11 protein-coding genes are annotated in these 19,973 nt (G+C 74.6%); 3 read left to right on the top strand and 8 right to left on the bottom strand.

Features of this window, described 5'->3' with window-relative positions; all coding sequences use genetic code 11:
- The first annotated feature begins 4 nt into the window (after window positions 1-4).
- On the top strand, window positions 5-1,306 hold the full coding sequence (locus ABZT12_RS09920; protein ID WP_356380225.1) for a sensor domain-containing protein: 1,302 nt from the start codon (window positions 5-7) through the stop codon (window positions 1,304-1,306).
- Window positions 1,279-1,938 carry a response regulator transcription factor gene (locus ABZT12_RS09915; protein ID WP_356380285.1) on the top strand — a complete coding sequence of 220 codons (660 nt, stop codon included), beginning with the start codon at window positions 1,279-1,281 and terminating at the stop codon, window positions 1,936-1,938. The genes ABZT12_RS09920 and ABZT12_RS09915 overlap by 28 nt, the downstream gene beginning before the upstream one ends.
- Here ABZT12_RS09915 and ABZT12_RS09910 read toward each other — a convergent pair.
- The 8 genes from ABZT12_RS09910 to ABZT12_RS09875 form a co-directional block, all read right to left on the bottom strand.
- Window positions 1,862-2,416: a hypothetical protein gene (locus ABZT12_RS09910; RefSeq protein ID WP_356380222.1), complete on the bottom strand. Its 555-nt coding sequence runs from the start codon at window positions 2,414-2,416 to the stop codon at window positions 1,862-1,864. The two genes, ABZT12_RS09915 and ABZT12_RS09910, sit on opposite strands and share 77 nt — an antisense overlap.
- A gap of 173 nt (window positions 2,417-2,589) precedes the next feature.
- On the bottom strand, window positions 2,590-3,591 hold the full coding sequence (locus tag ABZT12_RS09905; protein WP_356380219.1) for a lysylphosphatidylglycerol synthase transmembrane domain-containing protein: 1,002 nt from the start codon (window positions 3,589-3,591) through the stop codon (window positions 2,590-2,592).
- Window positions 3,592-3,879: 288 nt separating this feature from the next.
- Window positions 3,880-4,962 carry a class I SAM-dependent methyltransferase gene (locus ABZT12_RS09900; RefSeq protein ID WP_356380216.1) on the bottom strand — a complete coding sequence of 361 codons (1,083 nt, stop codon included), beginning with the start codon at window positions 4,960-4,962 and terminating at the stop codon, window positions 3,880-3,882.
- Window positions 4,959-6,158: a glycosyltransferase gene (locus ABZT12_RS09895; protein WP_356380214.1), complete on the bottom strand. Its 1,200-nt coding sequence runs from the start codon at window positions 6,156-6,158 to the stop codon at window positions 4,959-4,961. Before ABZT12_RS09895 ends, ABZT12_RS09900 begins: the two co-directional genes overlap by 4 nt.
- Window positions 6,155-6,976, bottom strand: a complete 822-nt coding sequence (locus ABZT12_RS09890; protein ID WP_356380211.1) for an alpha/beta hydrolase — start codon at window positions 6,974-6,976, stop codon at window positions 6,155-6,157. The genes ABZT12_RS09895 and ABZT12_RS09890 overlap by 4 nt, the downstream gene beginning before the upstream one ends.
- A gap of 3 nt (window positions 6,977-6,979) precedes the next feature.
- Window positions 6,980-7,297 carry a phosphopantetheine-binding protein gene (locus ABZT12_RS09885; RefSeq protein ID WP_356380206.1) on the bottom strand — a complete coding sequence of 106 codons (318 nt, stop codon included), beginning with the start codon at window positions 7,295-7,297 and terminating at the stop codon, window positions 6,980-6,982.
- Window positions 7,294-11,901: a beta-ketoacyl synthase N-terminal-like domain-containing protein gene (locus tag ABZT12_RS09880; protein WP_356380203.1), complete on the bottom strand. Its 4,608-nt coding sequence runs from the start codon at window positions 11,899-11,901 to the stop codon at window positions 7,294-7,296. Before ABZT12_RS09880 ends, ABZT12_RS09885 begins: the two co-directional genes overlap by 4 nt.
- Window positions 11,898-18,791, bottom strand: coding sequence for an SDR family NAD(P)-dependent oxidoreductase (locus ABZT12_RS09875; protein ID WP_356380200.1), 6,894 nt, complete (start codon window positions 18,789-18,791; stop codon window positions 11,898-11,900). Before ABZT12_RS09875 ends, ABZT12_RS09880 begins: the two co-directional genes overlap by 4 nt.
- Before the next feature lie 508 nt (window positions 18,792-19,299).
- Between ABZT12_RS09875 and ABZT12_RS09870 the strand changes: the two genes are divergently transcribed.
- A complete protein-coding gene (locus ABZT12_RS09870; protein WP_356380197.1) occupies window positions 19,300-19,905 on the top strand; it encodes a GPP34 family phosphoprotein in 606 nt (201 codons plus the stop codon).
- Window positions 19,906-19,973 lie beyond the last annotated feature (68 nt).

Below are 19,973 nucleotides of genomic sequence, written 5' to 3'. Positions count from 1 at the left end.
GCCCATGCGTCCCCGAAACCTGTGGCAGGCCATGTCCCGGCCGGGCTATCTGCTGTCGCCGTGGCCCTGGCGTGCCGTCGCCTACCTGGCGACGGGCGTGGTCGCGGGCGTCGGCGTGCTGGTGGCGCTGGTGTTCCTGGTGGCGGTCGGCGGCGTCCTCACGCTCGCGCTGGTCGGGGTGGTGCCGCTCGCCGTCACCCCTCTCGTCGGCCGGCCGGTGGCCTCGGCCGAACGCCGCAGGCTGCGGTTGGTCGACCACGCACCGGCTCCCCGCCCGCCGCACCGGACACCTCCGGCGGCGGGACCGTGGAGCTGGTACACCACCCGGCTGCGGGAACGGCTCACCTGGCGGGAGTTCGGCCACGCGCTGCTCTTCGCCGGGCTGTTGTGGCCCGCCGAGGCACTGGTGGTCACCGTCGCCCTCGCCGTGCCGCTGGCGTTGACGCTGACCCCGCTGCTGCTGGCCACCGCGGGCGACGGCCGGGGAACGAAGGTGCTCAAGCACTGGACGGTCTCGGAGTGGCCGACCGCCGTCGGCGTCGCCCTCCTCGGCGTGCTCCTGCTGGCCGCCGGAGCGTACGTCCTCGGGGTCGCGGCCGGTGCCGCGGCCGGACTGACCCGGCTCCTGATCGCCCCGCACGACGCGGAGTTGGGTGTACGGATCGTCGAACTGACCCGGTCCAGGGTCCGGTTGGTCGACGCCTTCGAGGCGGAGCGGCGCCGGATCGAGCGGGATCTGCACGACGGTGCCCAACAGCGCCTCGTCGCGCTGACGATGACCCTCGGCCTGGCCCGCCTCGACGCGCCGCCGGGGCCGCTCGCCGGCCAACTCGCCACCGCCCACGCGGAAGCGGGCAAGGCCCTCGCCGAACTGCGCGAACTCGTCCACGGTATCCACCCCAAGGTTCTCACCGACTACGGTCTGGCGGCCGCCGTCGCCGACGCCGCCGACCGCAGCACGGTCCCCGTCGACGTCGACCTCCACCTGCCCGGCCGACTGCCGCCGGCCGTCGAGTCCGCCGCCTACTTCGTCGTCTGCGAGGCCCTGGCCAACGTCGCCCGGCACAGCGGCGCCGGCCGCGCGCGGGTGACCGGCGGACACAGCGGCGCGCGGCTGTCGCTGGAGATCCGTGACGACGGACACGGCGGCGCGGACGCCGGCGCCGGTACCGGACTGACCGGTCTCGCCGACCGGATCTCGGTCCTGAATGGCAGACTCGCCCTGTCCAGCCCGCCGGGCGGACCGACCCTGTTGCGTGTGGAGATCCCTTGCGAACCCTGCGAGCCGACCGCTCCCTGCGGGTAGTCCTGGCCGAGGACAGCGTCCTGCTGCGGGACGGGCTCATCGGTCTGCTCACCCGCTGCGGGCACGAGGTGGCCGCGGCCGTCGGCGACGCCGTGGCGCTGCTCGCCGCCGTCGCCGAGCACCGGCCCGACATCGTGGTGACGGACGTACGCATGCCCCCCGGCTTCCAGGACGAGGGCCTGCACGCGGCCGTGCGACTGCGCGCCCAACACCCGGCGCTGCCGGTGCTCGTCCTCAGTCAGTACGTCCAACGCGCCTACGCAGCCGACCTGTTGGACTCCGGTGACGGAACGGGCGTCGGCTATCTGCTCAAGGACCGGGTCGGCCAGGTCGAGCAGTTCGTGGACGCGCTCGCCGAGGTCGCGGCCGGCGGCACGGTCGTGGACCCCGAAGTCGTACGGCAGTTGCTGCGCAGGCGCCGCGATCCGCTGGAGCGGCTCAGCCCGCGCGAGCGCGAGGTGCTGGCCCTGGTCGCGGAGGGCCGGTCCAACGGCGCGATCGCCAAGGCGCTGGTGGTGTCCGAGGCCGCCGTCGGCAAGCACATCGGCGCCATCCTCATGAAGCTGGACCTGCCACCGGCGGAGGCGACGCACCGTCGGGTGCTGGCGGTCCTGGCGTATCTGCGGGCTTGAGAAGGGGAGCCGCGGCGGGGGCGGGCCACTGCGCGAGGGAGATCATCCCGGTCACGCGGCGGATCAGATAACCGGCCAGGGGCAGTTCGGCGAAGACCGCCAGGGCCACCGCCGACCAGACCTCCGAGGTGCCGAAGGCGAGCGAGATGTCGAACCAGGCGTCGCAGATCAGCAGGGTGGCCGTGGCGAGCGCGGCCACGATGACGGCGCGGTGACGCAGCCGGCCGAGGATCGCGGTGGACGCCATCGCGACGACGAGCAGGGCGTCGAACCCGACCCAGGTCAGACGCCAGTGGTGCACCTTGTACCCGGAGGGCAGCGAGAGCCCGAGCAGGATCGTCCAGGGGACGAGGCCGACGGCACAGACGGTGAGCAGTTCCAGGGTGTGGCGCCGGTGCCGCCGTATTCGCTCGGCGAGGTCGGGGTCCGGGGCCGGCGCCGCGGCCCCTCCACGACTGCCGGTCTCTGTGTCATTCACGTGGGCTGATCCGTTCCGGTCGTTCCGAGGGACACCGGACGGAATTCTCGCAGGCCCTGTGCGTCCCGGTGTCCGGGGGCCGCCGATGATCCAGCCCGGTGCTGCCCACCCTGAGCCCGGGTCCGCCGCACGTCAAGCGGCCCTCGCGGAGGGCGGGGGACGGCGTCCGTCGCTCAGAGGACCCCACGGTGGGCGAGCGCGGAGAGCACGAGCGCGCCCGGGAGCAGGGGGACCCAGACCGCGATGACCCGGTAGCCGATGACCGTCGCGGTGGAGATGTCCATCGGGGCGCCGAAGCCGACCAGGGTGACGACCAGCGCCGCGTCCACCGGGCCGATGCCGCCGGGGGCGGGTACGGCGCCGGCCACCGTGCCGGCCGCCAGGAAGGCCAGCACCACCTGTGCCCACGACAGCGGCAGGCCGAGCGCGGCCCCGACCGAGGCGATCACGGTCGCCTGGAGCACCGGCATGGCTGCCGCGCCGCCCCAGAGGGCCAGGACGCGGGCGGGACGGGTGTGCAGCAGCCGGGCGTCAATGAGGGCGGTGCGGACGAGGTCGGACGCCGGACGGCGCAGCGACCGTACGAACGTCAGCAGCAGGGCGGCCGTGGCGAGGGCGGTCGCCGACCCGGCGACGGCCAGCAGCAGGGTCCAGCCGTCCGGGAGGAGGCGGCCGAGGGGCGGCAGGTCCGGGCAGGCCAGCACGGTGACGACGAGCACCAGGGTCTTCGCCAGCGGCTTGACCAGCGAGTACAGGGCGAGGGACGCCGTGGCCCTGGCCGGGGGAATGCCGCGGCTCTGGAGGAAGCGCAGGGTGACGGCGTGCGCGCCGAGGCCGGCCGGCAGCGCGTGGTTGGCGGCGCCGGCGGCGAACTGCGACGCGAGCAGCGGTCCGAACGGCAGCCGCTCGGGCAGCGCGCCCTGCCGGACGCAGGCGGCGGCCACCCAGCCCAGGGCGGTGCAGAGCGCGGCCGACAGCAGCCACCGGGGGTCGGCGGTGGCGAGCCGGGCGGCACCGTCCCACACCGCTCGCCGGTCGACCGCCGTCCACACCGCGACCAGCAGGAGCGGCAGCAGCGTCAGGACCCGGGTGACGAGCCGGGCGGCGCCGGGCGAGCGGAGCGGGGAACGGGGGGAGGCGGGGGCCGGGACGTCGTCGAGCGGGAGCAGGGACACGGCGCACGCCGTCCTTCCGCGTCACGCCCCTGGGGACCGGGGCGGACGTGTGCGAGGCGAAGCGGGAGCAGGAGGGGACGCCGGATACGTTCCCCGCCGGTGTGACGCCGCGGTGTCCTGGAGTCGACGGGGCGTGGGCGGACCGGCGACCCGGGCGGGCGCCGTACCGCCGTACTCGCGCGGCTGCTTGCTCGTGGCCGCCATGGTCGGCGGCGAGCCACGACCCGAACCGGCTCCTCGTCGACGCGGCCCCGCCGGGCGACGCCCTCCGGCCGCTCTCTCGGCGGTTCAGTCGCGCCGGGCCACCAGACGGTAGGCGTTCGACACTCCCAGCCGGTGCGAGAGCGGCTTGACGCCGAGGCGGTCCAGGAGGGTGGCCAGGAGCAGCGCCGGGATGCCGGCGATCAGGACCGCGGCGCGGAGCGCGCGGGCGAGGGCGGTCGGCGGGTTCGGCAGCCAGGGGAGGTCGTCGCGCGGAGCGGTCGCGTCCAGCGCCAGCCAGACTCCGGCGAGCAGGTCGACCGGGTCGTGCGGTTCCGCGTGCTGCTCGGCCACGACCGTGAAGCCCAGCTCGGTGAGCCGGCCGCGCAGGTTCGCCACCGGCACGAAGTGCAGATGCTGCGGCTGGAGCCAGGGCAGCCACCAGCGGCCGAGGAGACGGGCGTAGCGGCTGTCGGGGTCGGGCACCTCGATCAGCAGATGGCCCCCGGGGCGGATCGCCCGGCGTGCCGCCGCCAGTTCGCGGTCCGGTTCCGTGCTGTGTTCCAGGTAGTGGAACATGCTCACCACGTCGTAGTGGCCCTCGAAGCCGGGGGCGAGTTCGGGGAAGCTGCCCCGGTAGCCGCGCTCCACCCGCCCCGCCTTCTCGGCGAGTTCGGCGCCGTCGGTGAAGTCGAGCCCGTCGAACACCGTCTCCGCGTAGACCGTGCGGGCGGCGGCGCAGAAGTGGCCGTGACCGGTGCCGACGTCCAGCCAGTTCGCGGGAGCCGGCGAGAAGGGCACCAGCGACCGGGCGCGCTGCTCGTACATCTTCGTGCGGGCCGCGAAGGTGTTGCCCAACTGCTTCTCGCCCAAGCCGTCGTAGAAGTCCCGGTAGTAGAACTCCAGCCCGGCCGGGCTGAGTCGGGGGTTCTGGAAGGTGTGCCGGCACGCGGCGCAGCGGTCCAGGACGAAGGTGCCGGGCTTGTGCTGGATGAGGTCCTCGGTGCGCAGCCGGGTGGTCAGCCGGGGCGATCCGCACCAGGGGCAGGTGGTGCGCCGGGGTTCGAAGAAGCGGTCCAGCCCCTCGGCCAGATCGGCCTGGTAGGCGGGGCGCACCGCGGCCACGCGCTCGGTGCGGTTCGGGGGCACGGTCTCGGGCTCGCTGCTCACTGGTCCTCCTCGGGGGACGCGCCGGTCGCCAGTCGTTCCAGATGGTCCGCCGCCGCGCGGGTGCCGCCGGCCGCGCGGAACGCCGTGCGGATCCGGCCGGCGGCGGTCCGGTAGCCGGGTTCGTGGAGTACGGCGTCCAGGGCCGCGCCCAGTCGGGGAGCGGTGACCCGGCCGAAGCGGACCCGGACGCCCGCGCCGGCGCCGGTGACCTGCGCGGCCACCACGGGCTGGTCGTCGCGGATCGGGGCGACGACCAGGGGGACGCCGTGCCAGAGGGCCTCGCAGACCGTGTTGTGCCCGGCGTGGCAGACGACCGCGTCGACCCTTTCCAGGAGCGGGAGTTGGGGGACCGACGGCAGGACCAGCAGGTCCTTGTCGGGTGCGCCGGGGGTGTTCAGCGCGCCTCCGGGGTCGGCGATCACCGCTTGGACGCGGTCGGTTCGGTCGCGCAGCGCGGTCACGCACTCGGTGAGGAAGCGGGCGCCCACGTCCGGGTTGGCGGTGCCCAGGCTGACCAGGACCTTGGCACGGGCCGGGTCCAGCCACTCCCAGGGGAAGTCCGGTACCGCCGGGCGGGCGGCGATCGACGGGCCGACCCAGCGGATCCGGTCGTCCCCGCGGGCGTCGGGGCCGACGAGTTCCGGGGCGCTGAACGCCAGCACCAGGCGGGGCGAGAAGCGGGGGTCCGGGCCGTCCGGCGGGGCGCCGACGCGGACCCGCAATCCCTCCAGCAGTCCGTCCAGCCAGCGCGCGACCTTGGGCATGCCCGCCAGTACGTCGGTGAACTCGGCCGAGGTGGTGGCCGAGGTCGCCCACGGCAGGCCCAGCCGCTCCGCCACCAGCCCGCCGGCCAGGGCCTGTTGGTCGGCCACGACGGTGTCGGGGCGGAACTCCGCCACGGCCGCGGCGACGCCCGGCGCCATCTCCTCGGCGAGCGGCACCAGGAAGTGCTCCCACAGGAACTTCAGCGCCTCCGGGCCGCGGATCTCCGCCGGACGTACGCCGTCGCCCTCGCCCGGCACCGGTCCGGCGCACGGGAACACGGTCGCCGTGGCGCCCGCGAGCCGCCGTACGAGTGCGGGATCGGCGCACGCCCACGCCATCTCGTGGCCGCGGGCAGCCAGTTCGGACGCCACCCCGGCCGCCGGGTTGATGTGGCCGACCAACGGCGGCACCACGAACAGGAACCGGCTCACCGGACCGCCGCCCCGGCCCGGTGGGCCGCGCTCGCCCCCTGGATCAGCGACAGCACATGGCCGCCGACCACGCCCGCCGCCTCCACCAGTACCGAGTGCTCGTGCCCCGGGACCACGACCGTCCGGCAGTCGGGCAGCACCGACTCCAACCACGGTGCCAGCAGGGCCAGTTCGGAGTCACCGCCGTAGACACCGAGCACCGGACAGCGTACGGCAGCGATCTGAGTGTCCGTCAGCACGCGGCTGGCCGGGATGTCCTGGGCCAGGGTGGTCTCCCGGGCCAGCCGGGCCGCGCCCCGTGCCAACCGGGCCGTGTTGTGGCTGCGGTTGGCACTGATCCAGGCGAGCGCGTCGGACTCGTTGTGCGCGAGTTCGTGCACGACCCGGCGCAGGATGCCGCCGAGTTTCGGCGCCCAGGCCGCGGTCGCCGGTTCCGACTCGATCAGGGAGAGACTCGCCGCGCGTTCCGGATGCCGGGCCGCGTACCCGAACGCGACCGTGCCGCCGTAGGAGTTGCCGACCAGATGGACCGGGCCGGTCAGCCCGAGGCGGTCGAGGAGCGCCTCCAGGTCGTTCACGCCGTCGTCGAGGGAGTAGCCGTCCGCCGGACGTCCGCTGCGGCCGTGGCCGCGCAGGTCGTACATGACCACGTCGAGGCCGGCCAGCGCGAACGGCGGCGCGAGGGTGAAGTAGTAACTGGCCAGGCTGTCGGTGAGCAGACCGTGCACGAGGACCACGGTGGCCGTCGGGGGGCGGCCGTCGGGAGGGCCCATCCGCTGTACGTGCAGCCGGAGTTGACCGGTGTCGACCATCGCCATGGGTCAGCCCGCCTCGGCTGCCTTGAGGCTCTGCACCACGTACTCGACCAGCCGGCCGACGGTGAGTTCGATGATCTCGTCGAACTCCATCCCGGCCAGGAATTCGGCGAAGTTGACCTTCGTGCCGTAGTGCTCCTGCAACAGCCCGGCGAGGGTCACCAGGTCGATGCTCTCCAGCTCCAGATCGCGGTTGAAGGTCGTCGTCATGGTGATCTCGGCGTCGTCCAGGCCGTACTCGTCCTCCAGGAGGGCGGTGAGCATACGGGTGATGTCGGCCAGGACGGCGTACTCGTCGGGGGCGGCCTGCTCGTCGGGGTTCATCGGGCGTACTCCTCTTCGGGTGTCGGTCCGGTCGTCCAGGCCACCACGTAGGTCCTGTCCGGCAGTCCGGGGGGATTGCCGGCCGGCTCGCAGTGCACCGGGTAGGCGCGTTCCAGGCGTCCCGAGACCAACAGCTCGCGCCCGTCGGCTGCTTCGAGGACGGTGAAGTCGCGAGGGCGGCCCCGGAAGCCGGTGCCCTCGGCCTTGGCGACCGCCTCCTTGGCGGCCCAGAAGCGGGTGAACCACAGCGCCTCGGACTCGCCGGTGGCGGCGATCCGGGCCCGCAGCAGGGCGAGTTCATCCTCGCCGAGCGCGGTGGCGAGCGTCGACGCGTCGCGCTCGACGACCTCCTCGATGTCGATCCCGGGACCGGGTCCCGGCCGGTGCGCCCCTGCGATCGCCACCCCCGTCTCCCCGCTGTGGGCCAGCGAGACGTCCAGCTGGGGGAGGATCCGGCCGTGCAGTCCGCTCACATACGGGCGGCCGGTCTCGTCGTTGCGGACGCGGATCTCGGCCGGGAAGACCGGGCCCTCCCCGTGGTCCCAGAGCCACCGCCGCACCGCGTCCTTGACGGCGATCCGGCCCAGCAGCCACTGCCTGCGACCGCGCGGGGGATGGCCGGCGTACTCCGAACGCTCCTCGCGGCTCAACGAGTTGCGCATGATCAGCTCGCGGGAGGCGAGGTCGGGCCAGCGCTCGTGGACCATGGTCCGGCCGCCGGGACGGCTCTCGGAGAGGGTGTTGCGGTCGGGGAACCGCTCCACCGGCCGGGTCTGCGGGTCGTTGTCGAACCGCCGGTCCTGCCAGCCGGTCAGCTCCGCCCACACCTCGCCCGCCACGGTGAGCTGCGCGTCGGCCTCCAGCAGGGTGTCGGTGAGGGAGGTGATCCGCACCAGGCACTCCACCTCCGTACCGGGGGGCGGGTGGGGGCCGTAGAAGCGCATCTCGTTCATCTGGACGGGGAAGACGACGGTGCGTTCGGTGCGGCTCGACATGATCCAGTAGCCGAGCAGCTGACCGACGTTGTCGAGCAGCGCGCCGGGGGCCGGGGGTGTGGTGATCACGCCCCGCACATGGTGTCCGCCGATCGCGGTGAGTTCCGTGATGCCCTGGAACGCCGGTCCGTGGAACATCCAGCGCTCGTCGTAGAGGTGGGACGCGGTGTGGTCGGGGGTGCGTTCCGTGCCGGGGTCCGTACGGCGGGCGGGACGCGCCGACGGGTAGTGGGCGGCGAGTTCCACGACACCGCGGGCCTGCGGGCCGAAGGAGACGGCGAACCGGTCCGCGCCGACGGGCGTCGCCGTGACCGGAATGTCGACCGCCGGCGTGGCCGTCAGCCAGCGCTCGAACCGTGCCCCGTGCACCGCCACCGCCCGCTTCCCCGGGGCGGCTTCCTCGGCCGCGTCCATCAGGTGCCGCACGATCGTCGTGGCCGGCACGACCGGCCAACGGTCCTCCACCTCGGGCCAGTCGGCCCGCTGCGGGAAGAAGCAGTGGTCCAGGAGGTAGGGCATGGTCTCGGGGGAGACGCGGACCGTGGTGCGCCGGGCGGTGGGAGTGGCCGGGGCCGTGGGCGGGCCGGCGGTCGCGGGGCTGGTGACGGGCGGGAGGGCGGCCGGGGCCGGGGGGTGGTGGCGACCGCTCGCGGCGATCACTTCCGCCGCCGTGTCCGCCGTGTCGCGCAGCAGGGCGCCGAGTTCGGCCGCCGCCGGGAAGCGGGCGGCGAGCCCGTCCAGCGCGGACGGCGACCCGGTGCGGGGCGCGCCGCCGACGGGCTGAGGCCCAACTCCGTTGCGTGTAGTAGGAGTTGTGTTGCCCGCCATCGCTGTGGACAGCTCGGCGCGCAGCTCCGGCAGGGCGGCCTGTCCCTCCAACGACACGAGCGGGCCGCCGAGTTCGAGCCGCACCGGCGACCGGTCCCGCCGTACGGACGCCCCGGCGCCCCCGGCGCCCCCGGCGCCGCCGGCCGTCACGGGGTCCACCGTCCCGCCCACGGTCCACAACGCCGTGACCACCCGCCGGAGTTGGGCCAACCCGGAACGGTGCGGCGAGTTGGCGGCCACCACCAGGTGGTCGCGGCCGGTCAGGGTCGCGTCCACGAGGGAGCCGAGCCCGCCCGTGCCGACCTGCACGAAGGCGCGGTGGCCGGCGGCGTGCAGGGCCTCCACCAGCCCGCGGAAGCGGACCGGTTCGAGGAGGTGGCGGATGAAGAGGGCCCGGATCGCGCTCTCCTCGGCCGGGTACGGCGACGCGGTCGTCCCCGACCAGAGGGGGACATCCGGCGGACGCAGCCGGAAGCGGTCCGTGGCCGCCTCGATCGGCCCGAGGTAGGGCTTCAGCATCGGTGTGTGGAAGCCGGAGCGGAACGGCAGCACCTGGCTGATCACGCCCCGGGCGCGGAAGGACCGTACGAACTCCGCCACCGCCTCGTCCGGTCCGCACACCATCGACTGGCCGGGCGCGTTGTCGTGCGAGAGCACGATCCCGGCCGCCGTTCCGCCCGCCGCGAGAGCGGCCGTCACGGTGCCGGCCGACGCGCCGATCGCGCCGAAGGCGAGGCCCGGCACGGTCAGCGCGTCGGGGTCGAACGACTCCATGAAGTCGCTCACCTCGTCCGCCGAGTACACCCCGGCGGCGATCATCGCCGACCACTCGCCGACGCTGTGCCCCGCCACCGCGTCCGGGACGACCCCCATGCGGCGCAGCGCGGTGTCCAGGAGCCGGCCGACACCGATCACGCCGAAACCGTGCCGGCCCACGTCCCCGACCCGGGCCGGGCCGTCGCCCCCACCGGCGTCGCGCAGCCCGAAGTGGGCGGCCACGTCCTCGACCCGGGGCGCGAAGTCCCCTTCCAGGCCCGGGAAGAGGAACACCAGCTTCCCCACCCCGTCACCGAGCAGCGGGTCCGGCGCGAACCACACGTCGCCGCGCCCCTGCCACGCCCGTCCCTTGGCGAGGACCCGGCGGGCCAGCGCCAGCCGTTTGGCGTTCGGGGCGACGATCCCGAGCCGGGACCGTCCGGCGGCCCGGTCCGAAGAGGGGGACGGTGTACGGGCCGAGGCCGCCAGCACGGCGGAGTCGTCGGCGTCGAGCAGCGCGGCGAGCGCGGCGGGGCTGTCGGCGGCGAGCGCCAGCACGCGTTCCGGTTCGTCGACGACCAGCGTGGCGGAGCGCTTCGCCGGGGCACCGGGCGCCTCCTCCAGGACGACGTGGGCGTTGATGCCGCCGAAGCCGAACGCGTTCACCGCCGCCCGGCGTACCGCCTGTCCCGCGGTCAGCTCCCAGGGTGCCGCCTTCTCCAGCGGGCGGAACCGGGTGGCCGCGAGCCCCGGATGCGGGTCCTCGCAGTGCAGCGTCGGCAGCAGCATGCCGTGGTGGACGGCGAGGGCCGCCTTGACCAGCCCCGCCACCCCGGCGGCCGGCATGGTGTGCCCGATCATCGACTTCACCGAGCCGATCACCGCGCCCCCGCCGCTGTCGCCGGGACCCCCGAACACCTCGGCGAGGGTGGCCAGTTCGGCCGTGTCACCGGCCGGGGTCGCCGTGCCGTGCGCCTCCAGCAGCCCGATCGAACCGGGCAGCGCGGGGTCCAGCCCCGCCGCCCGCCACGCCTGTCGTACGGCGTGGGTCTGGCCCCCCGGGTCCGGGCTGACGAGACTCGCCGTGCGGCCGTCGCTCGCCACCCCGGTGCCCCGGATCACGGCGTAGATCCGGTCGCCGTCCCGTTCGGCGTCCGCGAGCCGCTTCAGTACGACGACCCCGGTGCCCTCGCCGATCAGGATGCCGTCGGCGCCCCGGTGGAAGGGGCGGATGCGCTGGCTGGCGGAGAGCGCGCGCAGTTGGGAGAAGACGCTCCACAGGGTGATGTCGTGACAGTGGTGCACGCCCCCGGCGAGCATCATGTCGCAGCGGTCGGAGCCGAGTTCGCGCACCGCCTGGTCGACGGCGACGAGCGAGGACGCGCAGGCCGCGTCCACGGTGTACGCCGGGCCGCGCAGATCGAGCCGGTTGGCGATCCGGGACGCCGCGAGGTTGGGCACCAGGCCGATGGCGGACTCGGGACTGTCCGGACCGAGCCGGTCCGTGAACGCGGTCCGGATCCTGTCGAGTTGGTCCGCGTCCAGGCCCGGCACCAACTCGCCGAGCGTCCGGATGAGTTGGCCCGCCGTCCGGACGCGTTGGTCGAGCCGGACCAGACCGGGGGTGAGGTAGCCGCCCCGGCCCAGGACGACGCCGACACGCTGCCGGTCCGGCAGGCGGTCCTCGCCGCCCGCGTCGGCGATCGCGGACGCGGCCACGTTGAGCGCGATCAGCTGGTCGGGTTCGGTGCCGGCGACGGAGTTCGGCATGATCCCGAACCGGGTGACCTCGACGTCGGCCAGGCCGTCCACGAACCCGCCGCGCCGGCAGTACACCCGGTCGGCGACGGCCGGTCCGGTCGCGGCGTCCGGCCGGTAGTAGCCGGCGTCCCAACGCCCGTCCGGCACCTCGCTGATGGCGTCGGTCCCGTCCAGCAGGTTCCGCCAGTACGCGTCGAGGTCGGCGGCGCCCGGCAGCAGCACCGCCATTCCCACGATCGCGACCGGCACCTGACGGGCCGTCACCAGCCCGAAGCGGTGTAGACGACGGCACCGGCCGACTCGTCGCCCCAGGCCAGCTCGCGCAGCAGGGCCGCGGTGCCCTCCTCGGGGTCGATCAGTCTGATCCCGCGCCGGGCGTACTCCCGTCCCAGCTCCGGGGTGACCATGCCGGTGTGGCCGCCGGTCGGCGCCCAGGGGCCCCAGTGCACGGTCAGCGCGCGATGCCCGGTACGGGCGGCCCACGCGGTACCGAGGCTCTGCAAGGCGTCGTTGGCGGCGGCGTAGTCGGCCTGGCCGCGATTGCCGAGGACGGCCGAGATACTGCCGAACAGCACGGTGAAAGCCGGGCCGTTGGGCAGTTGTTCCAGCGCTGCCAGGAGCGTCTCGGCGCCGTTCGTCTTCGTGCCGTAGACACGCTGGAAGGACTCGGCGGTCTTCTCGTCGATCAGCCGGTCCTCGATGACCCCGGCCGCGTAGACGACACCGTCGAGCCGGCCGTGCTCGGCGTGGATCTCCTTCACCGCCTGGAGCGCGGCGTCCGGTTCGCGGAAGTCGACGGACTGGTAGCGCGCCGGACTGCCGAGCGCTTCGAGCTCCGCCAGCGTGGCGGTGATCTCCCGCTGCGCCAGCAGGAGTTCGGCCGCGCGGTTGATGTCGGCGGGGGAGCGGCCCGTGCCGGCGGCGGCGAGTGCCGCGCGCAGAGCGGCGGGGGTGCGGGCGGCGGCGGTCGCCGGGTCCTCGGGTCCGGCCGGGGCGGGCGTTCTGCCCAGCAGTTCGATCCGGCACCGGGAGGCGGCGGCGAGCGCGGTCGCGAAGCGGGCGGTGATCCCCCGGGCGCCGCCCACCAGCAGTACCACCGCGTCCCGGTCGAGCCCCAGGGCGGCGGCCTCGGCGGCCCCGTCGCCGGCCGGCCCGGCACCGCTGGTCGCGAGCGGGCCGAGCGGTGCCTCGGCCAGTTCGAGACCGTGCCGTCCGGCCGTCGTGCGCAGCACGACCGGCTCGGCGTCGGGCGCCAGCAGTTCGGCGATCACCGCCTCGGCCACGGCGGCCGGTTCCGTCACCGCCAGGTCGACGACGCGCGCGAGGGTGTCCGGGTACTCCCGCGCCACCGTACGGAACAGCCCGTGCAGCCCCAACTGCCCGCCGTCCGCCCGCCGTACGGCGAGCAGCCGGCGCGGGGCGCGGCGCAGGGCCGCCCGCAGTACCGGGAACGCGTCGGGCAGCACCGGCGCGCGGGTGTCCGCGAGCGGTGCCAGGTAGAGCACGCCGTCGACCCGGCCGTCCGCCTCGGTCAGCAGGTGCTCGGGGCTGAGGGTCACCGTCTCGGCACCGTGGGAGGCGAGGCGGGCCGCGACCGCCTCGGAACCCTCGCCGGCCCCCTCCGCGAGGAGCACGAACCGCCGGCCGGCCAGTGCGCCGGCGGGGTCCGCGAGGCCGTCGGCGTCCTGGTGGGCGAGGCGGACGGGGCGCAGCCGGAGCCGCTTGGGGGCGTCGCCGCGCACCTGTTCCGGTGTCCCGTCCCGGCCGGGGGCGGCCGGCTCCGACGGGCTCGCGCCGGGCGGGGAGCCCGGTCCGGCGCTCGCGTCGTGGTCCGGCTCGGCGGCGGGCGCCGTCAGCCGGGCGGCGAGCCAGGCGGTCACCGAGGCCGCCGTCCGCGCCTTGGCGAGCTCCTCCAGCTCGGCGTCGTCGAGCGCGGTCACGTCCGCGCCGCCGCCGATGCCGAGCCGCTTGGCCAGTTCGCCGGCGATCTCGGCCCGTTTGATGGAGTCGATGCTGAGGTCCGCCTCCAGGTCGAGATCGGGCTCGATCATGTCGACGGGATAGCCGGTGCGCTCGCTGATGATCTCCATGACGGTCCGCAGCACATCGGTCTCGCTGACGGGCCCGGCGGCCGGCACGGGCTGCGGTATCAACTCAGGTTCACGCAAAGGCTGTTGGGCAGGCGCCAGGTCGGCCGCCACGGGTATCGGTCCCGGTGCGGCGGGGGCCGCCGGTACGGCCGCGGGGGCGGCGCCGAAGTACGTCAGCAGCACGTCCCGCTGGGCGGCCACCATCTCCCGGCTGGTGCGCAGGAACTCGGAGATCAGCGCGTCCCGGTCGACGGGGGCGGGGGCACCGTGGGGATCGTTCGTCGTCACAGTCGTCTCCACAACGCGTCGGGCCGGTGCGAGGGCACCGGGGAGGAGGTCACCGGCGGCGGTACGGACCAGTTGCCCGTCGACCGTCCAGCCGGGCCGGGCGGGAGCGGACGTCCGGGCCGCGTCCACGGCGTCGCGCCCGTGGAAGAGCCGTCCGGTCCGTACCGGCACCCCCGCGACGGCGAGTCGGGCCAGCGCGTCGAGCCAGCCGGGCAGGCCGCTGTCGGGCCGGGGCTCGCAGGCGACCGTACGGTGCGGACGGTCGCCGAGGATCTGGTCGACGAGCCGGGTGAGCACCGCGCCGGGGCCGGCCTCGACGAAGATCCTCGCCCCCGCCTCGTACATCGCCTCGATCTGGGCGACGAAGCCGACCGGGGCGCCGATCTGCGCGGCGAGTTCGGCCCGTACCGCATCCGGTTCGGTGCCGTACGGCCGCGCGGTGCGGTTGGACCACACCGGGAACTCGGGTGCGTGCACGGGGTGTCGGGCGAGCACCTCCGCGAACCGTGCGCCGGCGCCCGCCACCAGCGGGCTGTGGAAGGCGCAGGCCACGGGGATGCGCTTGGCCCCGAGACCCACCTCCCGTAGCACGCGCACGGCCGTGGTGACCGCTTCCGTCGGGCCCGAGATCACCGTCTGGCGGGGTGAGTTGAGGTTGGCGACGACCACCGAGCCGGGTGTGTCGGCCGCGCGCAGCGCCCGCCGGACCTCTTCGTCGCCGGCCGCGACGGCGGCCATCGTCCCGGGATCGTCCGGGCCGGTGGCCGCGAGGATCGCCGCCGCCCGTTCGGCGCTCAGCTCCAGCAGCGTCTCGGGTGCGATCGCGCCGGCCGCGCTCAGCGCGACCAGCTCGCCGTAGCTGTGCCCGGCCGCCATGTCGGGCCGTACGCCCGCCTCGGTGAGCAGCGCGTACGCGGCGAGCCCGGCGATGCCCAGCGCCGGCTGGGCGACCCGGGTGTCGGTCAGCGCGGCCTGCCGGCGGTCCCGGGCCTCGTCGTCGAAGGGGGCGGGCGGATAGAGCGCGTCGGCGTGGTCGCGGCCCAGGTGCAGATAGTGCTGGAGGTCGGGGAAGGCGATGAAGACCTCGGCGAGCATGCCGGGGCGCTGGCTGCCCTGCCCGGGGAAGAGGAAGGCGACCTTGGCGGGCGTGGCGGACTCGGCGTCCGGCTCGGCCAGATGGATCCCGGCCGTGGGGTCGTGCTCGCCCGCGAGTGCCCGGCGCAACTGTCCGAGGAGGCCCTCGACGTCCGTCGCCACGACGGCCACCCGCACCGGTTCGTGGCGGGCGTCGGAGCGGCGGGAGGCGCTCAGGGCGAGGTCGCGCAGCCGCCAGTGGCCGGTCTCGGCGGCCCGCAGGATCTCCTCGACACCGCGCAGGGCGGCCGTCCGGTCCGCGCCCCGGAAGGTGAACAGCTCGGCGGGCCACGCGTCCAGTCCCTGGGCGGGCGGCACGGCCGCGCCGTAACCACGGAGCACGGCATGGAAGTTGGTGCCGCCGAAGCCGAACGCGCTGAGCCCCGCGACCCGTTCCTCGGCCGGGGCCGCCCACGGTCTCGCGCGGGAGTGGAAGGCGAAGGGGCTGTCGCCCTCCTTCCAGGCGGAGTTGGGGCGTTGCATGTGCAGAGTGGGCGGCTTCACCCCGGTGTGCAGGGAGAGGACGGTCTTGATCAGGCCGGCGAGTCCGGCGGCGCACTTGGTGTGCCCGATCTGCGACTTGACCGAACCGAGCGCGCACCGGCCCGGCCCGGCGCCCGACTCGGCGAACACCTCGCCGAGGACCGTGAGTTCGGTGCGGTCGCCGACGACGGTCCCGGTGCCGTGGGCCTCGACCAGACCGACCTCGGCGGGAGACACTCCCGCGTTGCGGTAGGCGCGGAGGAGCGCGGCCCGCTGGCCCTCGGGGCGGGGCGCCGTCAGGCCGAGCGAGCGGCCGTCGCTGGAACTGCCGACCCCCTTGATCACGCCGTAGATCCGGTCGCCGTCCCGCTCGGCGTCGGCGAGCCGCTTGAGGACGACGCAGGCCACGCCCTCGCCGAGCGCGATGCCGTCGGCCGAACTGTCGAAGGCGCGGGAGCGGCCGGTGGGGGAGAGGGCGTGCACCGAGGAGAAGAGGACGTAGTCGTTGATGCCGTTGTGCAGATCGGCGCCGCCGCACAGCACGACGTCACTGGTGCCGCCGACGAGTTCCTTGCACGCCACGTCCACGGCGGCCAGCGAGGAGGCGCAGGCCGCGTCGACCGTGAAGTTGGCGCCGCCGAGGTCGAGCCGGTTCGCGATCCGGCCCGAGATGACGTTGGCGAGCATTCCGGGGAAAGAGTCCTCGGTGAGCGCGGGGAGTTGGTGTCCGACGCCCTCGGGGAGCGTGCCGTAGTAGGACGGCAGCACGGCGCGCAGGGTGGTGGCGTTGGAGAGGTCGCTGCCCGCCTCCGCGCCGAACACCACCGAGGTGCGCGAGCGGTCGAACTCCCGTCCCCGGTCGCCGTACCCGGCGTCCTCCAGGGCCCGCCGGGCGGCTTCGAGCGCGAGCAGTTGTACGGGTTCGATGCTGCCGAGCGAGGTCGGCGGGATGCCGTAGCGCAGCGGGTCGAAGGGGATGCGGGGCAGGAAGCCGCCCCACTTGGAGGGCGTCGCGCCGGTGCCGTCCGCCGCGTAGTGCACGGCCGGGTCCCAGCGGTCGGCGGGTACCTCGGTGACGGCGTCGTGACCGCCGAGGATGTTCGCCCAGAAGGAGGCGAGGTCGGGAGCCTGGGGGAACATGCAGGCCATGCCGACGACGGCGATGTCGAGCGGGGCGGGCGGTTCGGCCGCCTCGTCGGCGGTGCCGCCGGGCCTGGCGCGGAGCACCACTGACCGCCCGGTGAGGAAGTCCGCCGCCCCGTCCGTCACCGAGCGGTGCAGGGCGTCGAGCGTGGTGGTCGCCGAGCGCAGCACCGCCACCTCGCCGGCCATGAACATCCCCTCGGCGAGCTGGCGTTGCTCGTCGACCGGGGCGAGCGAGCCGGTCGCGTCCCGCTCCACACCCTTGCTGGCGATCCGCAGCCGGCCGACGTTGAGCCGCTCCAGCTCCTCCCAGATCTGCCGCCCGGGAACACCCCGCTCCACCAACTCGGCTTCGAAAGCGCGGTAGTCGGCGCTGAAGGGGCTCGGCACACAGCGGGTGGCGTGACCGGGCGCGGTCTCCAGGAGCGTCGTCGACTCCGCCCGCAGGACCTGTTCCTGGAAGAGCGGCCGGACGGCCCCGCGCGCCACCGCCTCCTCGGTGAAGAGATAGGCGGTCCCCATGAGGACCCCGACGGCGGCCCCGCGCGCGGTCAGCGGGGCGGCCAGCGCGGCCACCATCGCCGCCGAGCGCTCGTCGTGCACCCCGCCCGCGAAGAACACCTCGACGGACGGCGCGACCGTACCGTCGGAGCCGTCCAAGAAGTCTTCCAACACGGCGAGTTGGGCTTCCCAGAGCGGGAAACTGGCGCGCGGTCCGACATGGCCGCCGCACTCGGAGCCCTCGAAGACGAACCGGCGCATCCCCGCCTCCAGGAACTGCCGCAGCAGTCCGGGCGACGGCACGTGCAGGAAGGTGCTGATGCCGGCCCGCTCCAGCGCCTCGGCCTGGGAGGGCCGCCCGCCCGCGATGATCACGTGCGTGGGCCGCAGCTCCCGTACCCCTGCGAGCTGGGCGTTCCTGGTCTCCTCCGGCGCGAAGCCGAGGATTCCGACACCCCACGGCCGCCCGGCCACCGCGTCCCGGGTCTCGGCCAGCACCTCCCGGGTCCGTTCCCCGCTCGCCAGCGCCAGGGCGACGAAGGGCAGCGCGCCCTCCTCGGCCACGGCCGCGGCGAACCCCGCTTCGTCGCTGACCCGGGTCATCGGCCCCTGCGCGACCGGCAGCCGGGTGCCCAGCGCCCGGCTCATCGGGGAGCCCGCGACCAGCGCCCCGGCGGCCGTGTCGTCCCGCACGGTGTCCCGGATCGCCGCGGTCAGTGCGCGGATCACGCCGCCCGCGTCGCCCCACCGCTCGGCGAAGCGCGCCGCGAGAGAGCCGTCCTGCCCGACCGGCAGCAGCTGACGGCGCGGGTCCTGCGCGCCGAGCGACCGCGACACCTCCTCGTCCGGCACCCGCGGGGCATCCGGGCCGCGCCGCCGCAGCACCCGGTGACCGGCGACGACCGTGGTCTCCGAGCCATCCATCGACCGCAGCGCGGCGACCGCCGCCTCCGGCAGCCCCGACTCGGCCAGCAGCGCCAGCTGGCTGTCGAGTACGACGCCCGCCGCGCCGCCCGCCACCGCTGCCGCCGCCGTGCGGGGCCCGATGCCACCGCAGGCCCAGACCGGGAGGTCGACGCCGGGCCGGGAGAGGAGCTGTTGCAGCAGGACGAACGTGCTCGCCGAGCCCACCCGGCCGCCGCTCTCGGCACCCCGCGCGATCAGCCCGTGCGCGCCGTCGCGGACCGCCGCCAGCGCTTCCGCCGGACCGGTGACCTCGACCAACACCCTTAATCCTGGGGGCAGTTCTTCGATCCGCCAGGGCGAGTCCAGGCCCAGCACCACGGTGTGCGGACCGTCGCCGTCGCCGGGCGCGAGATCGGCGGGGTCCAGCCGGCAGTGCCGCGTGACGCGCACCCCGTACGGGCCGGGCGCCCAGCGCCGGAGACAGGCCAGCGCCTCTCGCGCTCTTCGGTCGCCGGCGCCCAGGTCGAGCACCCCGAGCCCACCGGCCCGGCTGACCGCCGCCGCGAGCCTGGCGTCCGGTTCCTGGAACGGGGTGATTCCAATGATCATTGCTTCCGCGCGTACAGCAGGCGTCATGATTCTCCGAATAAACGGTGAAACTGCACGGTGGGGGGCGTCGGCCTACAGACGGCGAATCGACTCGCAAGGGCGCACCATTTCCGGTGTGCCGCGAGAGAACCCGCGTAGATAACTGGAGGCAAGCTAGCCCGGTGTTACTCAAGGGTCAACAACGCCCAGTAGCCCAGTTGTCACAGGGGGCTGATTCGGCCACACGGGTCCGCCTGGGCAAACGCGCGAAAAACCGGCCAATGCCCTGCGGAAGCCCGGCACCGGGACCGCAGTGGCGCAAGCGGTCCAAAACTCCCGCCTATTCACTCGCGGCTCATGGCGACGAAACACGGCGGTCGGCGCGGCGGCATTCTGTAAACATTGGATGTCGATGCCGGACGGCGCCGGCAAGGCCAGTCGGTGCCACTCGCGGGCAGTCGACGGCAGGTGGTACCGGGCGGTGCCAATCAGGGAGCCCCTCCAAAAGCCCGCGCTAGAGTGGGCGCGCATGAGCACTGCGCGGGACCTGATGATCGTCACCCTGGATGTCACACCCGGCCGTCCGGTCGAATCGGGTGATCTCTCGCTCGCACTCGCGGGCGCCGAACTGATCGACCTCAACACCGACGAGTCGCTGACCCTGGACGGTGACCGGATCCTGCCGAATGTCCGGCTGCCCCAGACCGACCCGCTGCTGGACGAGGCGTCGGCGGCGCTCCTGCGGGAGGAGCCCTACGAGCCGGTCGAGGAGTGGCTGTGGCGCCGGGGCCAGGGGCTGTCCAAGGCGTACGTCGCCGTCCTGGAGGCGGAGGGGCAGATCGCCCGGCAGCGCGGCCGGTGGATCCCGGTCCGCACCGGCCGCACGGCGCTCGTCGACTCGCCCGCCCGGCAGCGGGCCGGTGCCCGCTGGGCCGCCGGCGAACCCGTCCTCGCGGCCCTTGCCGCCGCCGTGGGCATCCGTGACCTGCCCGTCGAGGACGACCCGGGCCTCACCGACGAGAGCAGGCTGACCGTGCTCGCCGCCGTCCATGACGCCGTGATGGAGCTGGAGGGGGTCCGGCAGCGACGGAAGATCGAGGACGCGGCCTTCGACAACATCTGGCGCGGCCAGTGACCACCCTTCCGGCCGACGAGATGTGACGACCGGTCACGTCCGCCCAGTGGGACTGGAGTTCGCGACCG

The sequence above is a fragment of the Streptomyces sp. NPDC005423 genome (assembly GCF_040606415.1).
Classification (GTDB): domain Bacteria; phylum Actinomycetota; class Actinomycetes; order Streptomycetales; family Streptomycetaceae; genus Streptomyces.
This window is presented reverse-complemented; position numbering and strand designations above follow the sequence as displayed.